Raw genomic sequence first — 11,508 nt, 5'->3', positions numbered from 1 at the left:
ACAACGTTCGCGTGTATGAGAAGTTTCGCCGACTTCCTTATTTTTTATCAATAGAGGAGGCGAAATTTGGGTGAATGAAAAAGTGCAACCTTTGAAAATTATTTAACGCACTTTTTCTTGAACCTCATACACGCTGTTATACGCTGTTTCGCCCGTCGTTGATTTCAATATCAAGCTGTTTAATATAATCTGTCATAAATTCAACAATTGGCTTTGCAAATTGTCTCGCCGATTCAGTGCTTAAATTATCATAGCAACTAATTTGAAAGTTGATTTGGTCTACAATAAAATTGCCAATACCAATTCCACTATCAAAGCGTCTGTCAAAATCAACCGCTTGCATTTGCCACGTTTCACCCTTAATATCGGCGACATCATATTCTGGTTTTGAAGATTTAGAAGTGAAAGATCTCATAATACCAACCGCACCAAACAAATCCATCATATCCGCATCACGCAAAATTTTTAATAATTTGCCATCACCCTCGCGATTTTTATTGTGATATTTTATCGCATTGCAAATCTCAACAATTTTATCTTGTGTGAGCAAATTATTTTCTTTTAAAAATTTTGCGGCTATTTCAGCACCAACCTCGCCATGCAAGCTACGCTTCTCGGCTTGTGTCAATCCAATGTCATGCATTAAGGCTGAAATTACTACCACTTCTAAATCTTCAAAACCTTCCTTATTGGCAATTTGCAAAGCCCAATTTTTTACGCGATCAACATGTTTAAAATCATGAGCCACTTCATTACTCATAATACTTTTAACATAATCTTCCACTTGTTGAGTTGTTTTATTGTTCATAGTTGTTTATTGGTATAGGGCGAAATGGCGTATAACGAGTTATATACGAACTTGTTTATTTTTTAGCTAAAATAAGATAAAAAATTTGGAGAAAATGCTTTTCAGAACTTTTTAAAAAATTCAGGAGAGGCAAGAGATTGGGCAAAAAGGGGTTTAGCCCCGAAGCTTCGGGGCTAAACCCCTGCGAATACCGTTTATTTCAAATTTATTTTATTGAGCCTTTGCGTGGTTTTGTCCGTAAAATAAAGGTAGCTTCCGTCGCCTGAAATGATTAAATCCGACATATTGTAGTCGCCGTCAGGAATAGCCACTAATTTTTTTAAACCAGTTGTTATGTCAATTTGATAAAGGCGGTCCGGGGTGTTTGCCGCCAATTCCGGAAAAAGCCCGGAACCGCTTTCCAATTCTCGGGGTACGGCGCAATAAAGCTCGGTTGTTGAAGCAAAAGCGCATTTGTCCGCCCAGGTTTCCAGGCCAAGGCTTTTTCTGCCCGCTCCGATGCTGTCGCCCTGGGCGCCGACAATCCAAAGCATGGGTTTTAAGTCATTGTTTGACGAATAAACGCTATAGAGGAGTTGGTCTCCTTTCGGCGACCATTGGGGGATAAAGCCACGGCCTTCAATAACCGTGGATTTAAAATTCTCTTCATTCAGCCCGACAAAGAAGACTTCCTGTCGGTCAAAATCAATCCCCTCGGTGTACATGGCGATAATTTGGTTATTGGGGGACCAGGACGGGTAGACGGTCGCATCTTTTTCCCCAATTGCTTCAATCGCCCTGGTTTTGGAGCCGTCTTCGTTGGTTATGGCCAGCCAGCGGTTATCAGGGTCGAGCCCGATGCTTTTCATCACGATTTGGCCGCTGTCGGGGGAAAAATCAAAATCTTTCCAGTGGGTGGGCAGAGTGATCTGTTTGCCCGTGGAAAAGTTATAGATGATATTGGCGCCGTCAGGGTATTCCAAAATCGCTTTGTTTTTGTCCGGCGCCCATTTTATGGTTTCCACATTGTGGAAAATTTTGTCGGATAAAACCGTTGCCTGCCCGTCCTTGTCTATTTTATAAAATTTTCCGTCTGTTTGGCTATAATATTGCAGATTGGAGCCGTCGCCGGTTAGGGTCGCGGCCAGAGTCTTGTCCCTGTTTAATTCAACCGTTTGGGTAATGCCGCCCAGGGCTCTTTCACTGGCGATTTCTTCCCCCGCTTCTCCTTCCGGCAAAGGCCTGGCCTCTCCTGTTTCAACCACCTGCCCCGGGCCAATCTCGGCAATAGGCAAACCGGCCGGCGTCGTGGTGGAGACCGGCGGGGAGGGAACAGCTTCTTCTTCGGGCAATTTAAAAAATAAAGCGTAAAGCAGATAACCAAAGACAAAAACAACCGCCAGGAAAATTACGACCAGCATGATTTTTTTATATTTGACAAAGAAATTCATATGAAGTTAGTTTATTTTGTTAATTTATTAATTTATGTTATAATTAACAGTGGAAGTTTTCTCCGGAGTTTATTTATTCCCGGCGTCTTTGGTAAAAATTTTTGTTATATTTCTAATTGTATTATATAATATAAACATATAAATTCCAAGCGATTAAAATATTAAAACCCCATTGCGGACCCCCCGGGGTCTTTGGGGGTATTTAAGATAAAATTATGGGTTTATTTTCTTCAGAGAAAAGCCATTTGGGAATTGATATTGGCACGGCCAGCATAAAGGTTGTTGAGTTGGAAAAGGGAGCGGGGGGGTTGCGGCTTTTGACTTACGGCTTTACCGAAAATTTAGGGGAGATTGAGAGAAAAGACTGGCAAACCGACATTAAATACACGGCCAAAGTCATAAATGAAATTTGCAAAAAAGCAAAAACCGTGAGTCGCAGCGCCATAACGGCTCTTCCGACTTTTTCCGTTTTTTCTTCGATTATCAGTTTGGCCAATATGGACCAGAAGGATTTTGCCTCTGCCGTCCATTGGGAGGCCAAAAAAGTCATCCCTTTGCCCTTGGAGGAGATGGTTTTGGATTGGAAAAAAATAGAAAGCGGAGACAAGAAAGACAAAAACGTAAAGATACTTTTGACCGGAGCGCCAAAATCTTTGGTGAAAAAATATATCAGCGTCTTTAAGGAAGCCCAAATCAGCCTGCTAAGCCTGGAGACGGAAACTTTCTCTTTGATCAGGTCTTTGTTGGGAAACGACAAATCAACGGTAATGATAGTTGAAGTGGGAATGAGCACGACCGATATTTCCATCATCAGCGAAAGCATTCCCGTTCTCTCCCGCAGCATAGATGTCGGCGGATTGGCCATAACCAAGGCCATCGGCAATAATCTGGGCGTAGGATTGGAAAGGGCCGAGCAATTCAAATATGATTTGGGGATAAGCTCGTCGGATTCCGGCGAGGATATTGTGCCGAAGGCTATTACGGAAACGGTTGGCCCCATCATCAACGAAATAAAATACATGATTAACTTATTTGAGAGCAAGAACAACAGGAAGGTGGAAAAATTGGTTTTATCCGGCGGCTCTTCGCTTCTGCCCAACTTTGTAAATTATTTGACGAAAATTTTCAATATGAATATAATTATCGGCGATCCTTGGACCAGAATTTCTTATCCGGTTGATTTGGGTCCGGTTATTTCCGAAATAGGGCCGAAATTATCGGTCGCTATCGGTCTGGCGATGAGAGAAACGAAATAGTCTGGCAAAGAGCGGTTTCGCCGATACAAATGACAGAAAATTTCTAATTTCAGACATAATTTATTAATTCATTGATTTAATAAACTAATAAATTTAAGAATTAGGTGAATTAGAAATTAAGAAGGTGTTTTTTCCATTTTTGATTTTTTATTTTAATTTAAGATATGGATATAGATTTTTTGCCGGAGGAAGAAAAGAAGAAAAAAATCTTCGGGGCGAAAAAGAAAGGGGAGGCTCCGGGCGCGGAAGTAAAGTGGTCCAGCCCGGAAAAGAAAGGGCCGTCGCCCAAGCTACCCGGAGAAAAAAGGGGGATAAAAAGCTATTTACCCGACTTTTTTAATGCCGGTTTTTTCAGAAAAAAGAAGGCGGGGAAAGAAGCGGTTCATCCTGACAATTTGGCTGACAGAAATAAATTAAAGCAGTCGCGCAAAGAACTTTTGAAGCTTATTGGCGAAGAGAAAAAGTCGGCCAGCCATCCGCCGGCCGCGGGCAAAGCCGAAGAAACGGGAGAAGAAAAAATTTCCCCGACGAAAAAAAGGGAAATAAGGGAAATAAAGGCGGTGTCGGCGCTGACAAATTTATTCAAGCCGGCGGTTTCCGCTTTTAAAAAATTCGGGAAGAACCTGAAAATAAGCAAAGGCCCGGAAGAAAAACCGAGCCGGGAACAGCCCCCGGCGAAGGAAAAGGAAATCAGCCCCCGGCAGGGAGAGGCGGGGAAAGAAACCGTTTCCCAACCCGTTAAAGCCGAAGAGAAAAAAGAAAACAACGGCGGAGAAACTTTAGAAACCAATTTAATAAAGGATGAAGTTACCATTTTTTTTGACTGGCAGAAAAATATTTCCCTCCTTCTTATTTATATGGTTTTGGCCGCTTTAGCCGTGGGGGCCGCCTATGGCTGGTTATCCTGGCGGGGGAGCCAAAAGAGCAAAGAAAGCCGGTATTTTGTTGAGCAGTTTTCCGAGTTAGACAAAGAAATAGCAAAAATTGAGGAAGAAGCGAAAAAAGTTTTAGTTTTTAAGAAAAAATTAAATTTGGCCAGTTCTTTGTTGGACCAGCATGTTTATTGGACTAATTTTTTCGGTTTTTTGGAAGAGAATACTTTAACCGACGTTTATTATTCCGACTTTTCGGGAGATAATAAGGGCAAATACAATCTTTCCGCCAGCGCTAAAAGTTTCAGCGCCATCCAGGCCCAGGTGAAAAGGCTTCTTGCCAGCGAATATGTTTCCGTGGTTAGCGTTAATCAGGCAGGGATTTCCACGGGAGGAAACAAGGCGGGTGACATTGACGGGGTCGCCTTTGATTTGAAATTGGTCATAGATCCGTCTATTTTCACTTCGGTTCAATAAAACCGCCATTATCCATCGGGCAAATATTTTTTAACCTATGGACAACGAGAAAAACGGCAAAAAAGCCCAAACTAGGCAAAAGATAAATGTTTTTTTGGTCAGATACTTTAAGTGGCTGGTCATCTTTTTCGTGTTGGTGGTTTTGGTTCTGGGTTATTTTATTTTGCTTAAACCGAAATACAAAGAGATTGCCCGGCTAACCAAGGATGGCCGGTCGGGCGAGGAAAGGGAATATTTGGAGAGGCAGGAGCATTTGGATGATTTGAAGAAATTAATCTCGGTTTTTAGAAGCGTTAAAACAAGCGAAATAAATAAGATTGATTATATTTTGAAGAGAAAAGATGTGCCGGAGGAATTATTTGGCCAGGTGGAGGCGATCGCCAGAAAGAACGGCCTATTTTTGAAATCATTGAAAATTGAGTCCGGAGAAGAAAGCCAAAGCGGCGGCCAGAAAATAAGCCGGGAAGTAACGGAGGAAAAAGCGGCCGGATCTTTGCCGCCGGAAATCGGGAGGATAAAAGTTACTTTTGAGGTTTTGGGAGTTGACTATTTCGGCCTGAAAAGTTTTTTAACCTCAATAGAGAATAATTTGATGCTCATGGATGTGGTTAGCGTGGATTTTAACCCCGGAGACGAATCGGTTCAGCTGGTTTTTTATACTTATTATTTGAAAGAATAAGCCCCGCGTTTTTAAATGCCCGCCAGTTTCAGTTGCGGAGACAAAAAGTTAATTTAAATTTTTTCGGCGGGAGTTCTCTTCCCGCGGAAAAGCGCGGGATAAAAATATGTTAGCCCCCAAAAAAATAGAAAAAAACAAATTAATAATATATATAGCCGTTATCGCTTTTATGGTTATGGGGACGGGATTTTTTATTTATAAAAATTATTCCTTAACCGCGGCCAAAAAGTCGGCGAATATTGAATTGCCGGCAGAGATGGATTGGCGGGAAGGCGACAGTTCAGAGGGTTTTTTTGAGGAAACCGGGCCGGAAGAAGCCGTCGGTTCCGGAGAAGGAAGCGGGGAAAATTTAGAAATTAAAGATCCGGACAAGGAAAAGGAACTGCTTGATTTGGGCTTGTTGTCTGAAGCAAAATTCAAAAAGTTAAGGGAAAACATCGTAGAGGAAGAAAATTTTGAGGCCGGGAAGAGCAATCCCTTTACTTCCGATTAAAATAATAAAATAATAAGATAATAAAATAAAATGGAAATATAAAACTACCCAGATTTTTGAAGTTTTTATATTATTTTATTGTTTAAAATATGGGCAGACAGGAGGATTTTTTAAAACTATTAAAAGAAAGCAAAAACCTTAGCGAAAGCAGCCTATTGGAAATAAAGGGGAAAGCTGACGCCGCCGGGAAAAAAATAGAAGATGTTTTAGTCGCGGAAAAATTGATTGATTCCGAGGAAATGGCGCAAATCAAGGCGAAAGTTTACGGCCTTCCCTATCAGAATCTCCTTGACAGAGAGGTGAGCAACGAGGTGATTAACATCATTTCTTTCGAAGCGGCGGAAAATTACAAGATTATTTGTTTTGACAAGAGCGGCAATAAAATAAAAGTCGGTTTAACGGATCCGGAAAATTTTAAGGCGATGGAGGCGGTTAATTTTTTAGCCAAAGAAGAAAAATTTCGGGTAGAGTATTATCTGATTTCCGGGCCGAGTTTTGATAAAGTTTTTAAACAGTACCGTAATTTGAAAAGCGAAATCGGCAAAGCTCTGGAGACCCATGCCAAGGAGGAAGAGGGCGCGCGCAAAAAGGCGAAAGAAAGCGGGGTAGACCTGGAAGAGGTTATAAAAAGCGCGCCGGTGGCCAAAATCGTTTCTGTTATAATCAGGCATGCCGTGGAAGGCAGGGCCAGCGACATCCATATTGAGCCCACCCAAACAGAGAGCCGAGTCCGCTATCGGATAGACGGCGTTCTTCACACCTCTTTGGTTCTGCCCAGAGATATCCACAACGCCATTGTGGCCAGGGTTAAAGTAATGGCCAATTTAAAATTAGACGAAACCAGGCTTCCCCAGGACGGTCGGATAAATATAGAAATGGGGGAAAAGAAGATTGATTTTCGAGTTTCAGTTATGCCCCTAATTGATGAGGAAAAAGTCGTGATGAGAATATTGGATACCACCACCGGCGCCCCGACCCTGGAAGAATTGGGATTTGACGGCCGGGCCTTAAGGATTATAAAAGAAAATATAAAGAAAACCACCGGCATGCTCTTGGTTACCGGTCCGACCGGATCTGGAAAATCCACCACTTTGTTCGCTATTTTAAATATGCTTAACAAGGAGGGAGTTAATATTTACACCCTGGAAGACCCGGTAGAATATTTTATAAAAGGCATTAACCAGTCCCAAACCAGGCCGGAAATCGGTTTTAGTTTTGCCAACGGGCTACGCTCTTTGTTGCGCCAAGACCCCGATATTATAATGGTTGGGGAAATAAGAGACAACGAAACGGCCGAATTGGCGATTCACGCCAGCTTAACCGGACACTTCGTTTTGTCCACTCTCCACACCAATGATGCCGTGGGGGCTGTGGCCAGGATGCTGGACATGAAAGTGGAACCGTTCCTCTTGGGCTCGACCCTTAACGTGATAATCGCCCAAAGGCTGGCTAGAAAAATTTGCCCGCATTGCAAAAAAGAGGAAAAGCTTCCCGAAGATATTTTGGCTGATATGGAAAACGAGATGAAAAAAATGCCGCAGAACGCGATAAAAGAGCTGGTCAAAGATTTTGTAAGTTTGGATAAAACAGTTTTTTTCAAGGGGGTTGGCTGCCCCCGCTGCGGCAATTCCGGCTATAGCGGCCGCATCGCCATTGTTGAGGCTCTTGATATTAACGACAGGACAAGGGATATAATAATGGACAAAAATAAAATTTTACGTTTTGATAGCACGAAAGAGAGCCAGGACTTTGTCAGTATGAAGCAGGATGGGATTATGAAAGTCCTGCGGGGAGAAACCACTATGGAAGAAGTTTTAAGGGTTATCCAGGATTAACCCGACTTATCTTTTCGCGAGAAGTTTAGCTTTAAAATATATTTTAAAAATATGAAAAACGAAAATTATCAACCAGGCAGTTCGCCCAAAATTAAGATTTTGTTAGTGGAGGATGATTCTTTTTTGTTGAGCATGTATAACACGAAATTTGAAACGGAAAATTTTAAAGTAATAACAGCTGAAGACGGAGAAAAAGGGGTAAAGCTGGCCATAAAGGAGCTCCCGGATATAATTTTGTTGGATGTAATGCTTCCCCGGATGGATGGCTTTGAGGTTTTGAAAACCTTAAAAGCGGATAAGAAGACCCGCGATATCCCCGTGATTTTGCTTACTAATTTGAGCCAGAAAGAAAGGGTAAAAGAGGGGCTTTCCATGGGAGCGGATGATTATTTGATAAAGGCCCATTTCATGCCCTCGGAAGTGGTTGAAAAAATTAAAAAACTGACAAATAAGTAGTATAATTCAAATCTACAAATTCATTCAAATGCTTCAAATGTTTTTGCGGGAAGTGGAGGCGTTATGAATATTCGAAGCATTTGAATATTACTATATTATTTGAATTATTATGGAAGTGCCATCTATTTTTTTAAACAGAATACTGGCGGAAGCGGCCAAAAGAAGGGCTTCCAGCCTTCATTTTTCCGTTGGCAGCCAACCAATAGCCAGAATTGATGATAAATTAATTCCCCTGGAAAAGGAAAGCATTTTGACTTCGGAGTTATTGAACAAAATCATCGGTTCTTTTGTTGGTGAAGATGAAGCCAAGCGTTTGCAAGAGGAGAGGGAAATAGTGGTGGTAAAAAATTTTGCCGGCGATTTCCGTTTTCGGGTAAATATTTTTTACCAAAAAGATTTGCCGACCATTTCTTTTAACTATATTCCGGCTGTTACCAGGAGCCTGGAAGACCTGAAATTGCCCGCCGCGTTCAAAGAAAAGATCAATCTAAACTCCGGGCTGTTAATCGTGGCCGGGCCCAACGGCTCCGGAAAGACTTCAACGGTGGCTGCTTTTATAGAAGATTTGAACCAAAGGGAGAAAAAATATGTTATTACCCTGGAAGACCCGATTGAATATTTATTCCTCAACAAGAAAAGCGTTATTGAACAAAGGCAAATCGGCCGAGATGTGAAGTCCTATACGGCCGGCCTGAAGCATTGCCTGGACGAGGATGTTGATTTAGTTTACGTTGATGAGATGAAAAAAGAGTTTGCCGCCGCCATTCCCCTTGTCTTGCAGCTGGCGGCCGGAAATTCTTTGGTTCTTCTGGAGATGAATGCGGTTAATTCAATAAGGGTGATAGAAAAAATTTTAGACGCGGCCAGAACAACAATTTCCCCGGAAGCGGCCCGTTTCAGCTTAGCCGATGTTTTGGTCGGTATTGTTACCCAAAAATTAATTCCCCGTCTGGGCGGAGGTTTGGCTTTGGCCAGCGAGGTTTTGATTATAAATCCGGCCATTAAATCTTTGATCAGGGAAGGCAAAATTTATCAAACAGAAAGCATTATTCAGACTTCCCGGGAAGAAGGCATGATCAGTATGGAGAAATCCATTGATGATTTACTGAAAAAAGGGGAGGTTTCCCAGGAAGAAGCAAAAAAAATAAAACCAAATATTTAATAAAAACTACGAATTGGATTTATATTTATGGCGATTTTTAAGTTTAAAGCTTTAAATTCCGAGGGAAAGAAGGTGGATGGCCTTATAGACGCGGCTAATGAAAAATTTGCCGCGGAAACTTTGCAAGAAAGGGGTCTTTCCATTATTTCCATAAAAAAACATTCGGAAGGCAGGAGAGAATCAAGGTTTTTGTCTGTTTTGGACAGGGTCAAGACCAAAGATTTGGTAATTTTTTCCCGCCAATTTTCTGTTATGATTTCCGCTAATGTCGCCCTGGTGCAGGCTTTGAGGATTTTGATTGAGCAGACGGAGAATATCACCCTGAAGATGATTGTTTCCGAAATGGCCGATGAGGTGGACGGCGGGTTGCGCCTTTCCGATTCCCTGGCCAAGCGGCCCAAAATTTTTTCCGATTTTTACATCAATGTTGTCAAGTCGGGCGAAACCTCGGGAAAGTTAGACGAAGTTTTGAATTATCTGGCCGATGAAATGGAGAAAGATTATGATATGACAAGCAAAATAAGGGGAGCTATGATTTATCCGATTTTTGTCCTTGTCGGCCTGGGGGTAGTCGGAGTGGTAATGATGGTCTTTGTGGTGCCGAAATTAACCGGTATTTTATCGGAAACCGGAGCGACCCTGCCTCTAGTCACAAGAATTTTAATCGGCACTTCTGATTTTTTAGCGGCTTATTGGTGGCTGCTTGCGGTTGTTTTGGTTATTTTGGCCATTGGCTTAAGATTTTATGTCAAAACGTCAAGGGGTAAAAAACAGTTTGATTTTTTTAGGCTAAAGGTGCCGATTTTCGGCAAATTGTTCCAGAGAATTTATTTGGTCCGTTTTACCCGGTCAATGAATACCTTGATTACGGGCGGGGTAACGATTACCAAGAGCTTAAAAATAACTTCCGAAGTGGTAGGCAACGAGATTTATAAGGATTTAATAGAGAAAACCTCGCAAGCGGTTGAGGCCGGCGATTCCATTTCCGGCGTTTTCGCAGAGAGCGAAGAAATACCGAAAATGGTTTCCCAAATGATGGCTATCGGAGAAAAAACCGGAAAGCTTGATATAATCCTTGCCCGGATAACCGATTTTTATACCAGAGAAATAAATAACGTTGTAGCCAACCTCATGACCCTGATGGAGCCAATAATCATGATAATTATGGGGATAGCCGTCGGCATTATGGTAGCGGCCATAATTTTGCCGATGTATAATTTGGCCAGCCAGTTCTAAATACCCTACGAATTACAAATTTATTACGAATTTACAAATACTAATATGAATTTTATATATATTCGTAAGTTTGTATAGGCTTTATAATTCGTAGAATAAAAATTATGAAACAAAAAAAATTATCAAAATGGTTTACTTCGGCACCAAAATTTGGCTTAGCTCCGCACAAAGGCAGGGGATTTACCCTGATTGAGCTCTTGGTGGTTATCAGTATAATCGGCATTCTGGCTTCTTTTTCGGTCGTTTCCCTTAATAGCGCCAGGGTTAAAGCGCGGGATGCCAAAAGGAAAGCCGATATGACCCAAATGAGAATCGCCATATACCTTTATTATGATGATAATCTGGAATACCCCAAGTGCGGAACCTGGGATGAGGGAGCGGAAGATTTTGGGGCTACGGTCGGTTGTTATAGCGGAACTCTATCTGACAGCCTGATAAGCCAATCCAAACCCTATATGAGCGAATTGCCGGTTGATCCAAAAAACGAGGGAATTTATACCTACCGTTATGTTTCCAATGCCGGCGGCAGCCAATATGTCTTGGCCTACAACGTTGAAGAGAGCGCGCAGGTGCAAATAATCAGAGGTTGGTAGATTTTTTATTGTTGTTTTTTATGGTATAATGTGGATAAGCGCTTCTTTGATATTTAAGATATAATTAAAATTAATAAATTATTCTCCCGGTCGCTATCTTAATCATTGGGACTAAGCTGGCGAATTGAAGGGAAATAAAGAGGGGAGGTGAAATATGAGAAAACAAAGAGGGTTTACTTTAATTGAGTTATTGGTCGTTATCGCCATCATT

Annotated in this window: 11 protein-coding genes; 9 read left to right on the top strand and 2 right to left on the bottom strand. The window is 41.8% G+C overall.

Features of this window, described 5'->3' with window-relative positions; translation table 11 throughout:
- Positions 1-136 precede the first annotated feature (136 nt).
- Entirely contained in the window at positions 137-808 is a 672-nt protein-coding gene (locus PHQ42_04355; protein MDD5071936.1) for an HD domain-containing protein, read from the bottom strand.
- A 194-nt stretch (positions 809-1,002) separates the two neighbouring features.
- On the bottom strand, positions 1,003-2,238 hold the full coding sequence (locus PHQ42_04350) for a hypothetical protein (protein MDD5071935.1): 1,236 nt from the start codon (positions 2,236-2,238) through the stop codon (positions 1,003-1,005).
- Between the two features lie 215 nt (positions 2,239-2,453).
- Here PHQ42_04350 and pilM point away from each other — a divergent pair, with 215 nt between their 5' ends.
- The 9 genes from pilM to PHQ42_04305 all read left to right on the top strand — a co-directional run bounded on the left by pilM (position 2,454) and on the right by PHQ42_04305 (position 11,297).
- The gene (gene pilM / locus PHQ42_04345; GenBank protein MDD5071934.1) at positions 2,454-3,494 is read left to right on the top strand and encodes a type IV pilus assembly protein PilM; all 1,041 of its coding nucleotides are present in this window, start codon (positions 2,454-2,456) and stop codon (positions 3,492-3,494) included.
- Between the two features lie 164 nt (positions 3,495-3,658).
- A complete protein-coding gene (locus tag PHQ42_04340; GenBank protein ID MDD5071933.1) occupies positions 3,659-4,843 on the top strand; it encodes a hypothetical protein in 1,185 nt (394 codons plus the stop codon).
- 37 nt (positions 4,844-4,880) lie between these two features.
- On the top strand, positions 4,881-5,522 hold the full coding sequence (locus PHQ42_04335; protein MDD5071932.1) for a hypothetical protein: 642 nt from the start codon (positions 4,881-4,883) through the stop codon (positions 5,520-5,522).
- A 106-nt stretch (positions 5,523-5,628) separates the two neighbouring features.
- Positions 5,629-6,015, top strand: a complete 387-nt coding sequence (locus PHQ42_04330) for a hypothetical protein (GenBank protein MDD5071931.1) — start codon at positions 5,629-5,631, stop codon at positions 6,013-6,015.
- An 89-nt stretch (positions 6,016-6,104) separates the two neighbouring features.
- Positions 6,105-7,850, top strand: coding sequence for a GspE/PulE family protein (locus PHQ42_04325; protein ID MDD5071930.1), 1,746 nt, complete (start codon positions 6,105-6,107; stop codon positions 7,848-7,850).
- A gap of 51 nt (positions 7,851-7,901) precedes the next feature.
- The gene (locus PHQ42_04320) at positions 7,902-8,306 is read left to right on the top strand and encodes a response regulator (GenBank protein ID MDD5071929.1); all 405 of its coding nucleotides are present in this window, start codon (positions 7,902-7,904) and stop codon (positions 8,304-8,306) included.
- 109 nt (positions 8,307-8,415) lie between these two features.
- On the top strand, positions 8,416-9,468 hold the full coding sequence (locus PHQ42_04315) for an ATPase, T2SS/T4P/T4SS family (GenBank protein MDD5071928.1): 1,053 nt from the start codon (positions 8,416-8,418) through the stop codon (positions 9,466-9,468).
- 27 nt (positions 9,469-9,495) lie between these two features.
- Positions 9,496-10,704, top strand: coding sequence for a type II secretion system F family protein (locus PHQ42_04310; GenBank protein ID MDD5071927.1), 1,209 nt, complete (start codon positions 9,496-9,498; stop codon positions 10,702-10,704).
- Between the two features lie 104 nt (positions 10,705-10,808).
- Complete coding sequence (locus PHQ42_04305; protein MDD5071926.1) at positions 10,809-11,297, top strand: prepilin-type N-terminal cleavage/methylation domain-containing protein; 489 nt, start codon at positions 10,809-10,811, stop codon at positions 11,295-11,297.
- Positions 11,298-11,508 lie beyond the last annotated feature (211 nt).

Source organism: Patescibacteria group bacterium, assembly GCA_028711655.1.
Classification (GTDB): domain Bacteria; phylum Patescibacteriota; class Patescibacteriia; order Patescibacteriales; family JAQTRU01; genus JAQTRU01.
Note: the sequence above shows the minus strand (reverse complement) of the source record. Positions and strands in the feature narration are given on the sequence as shown.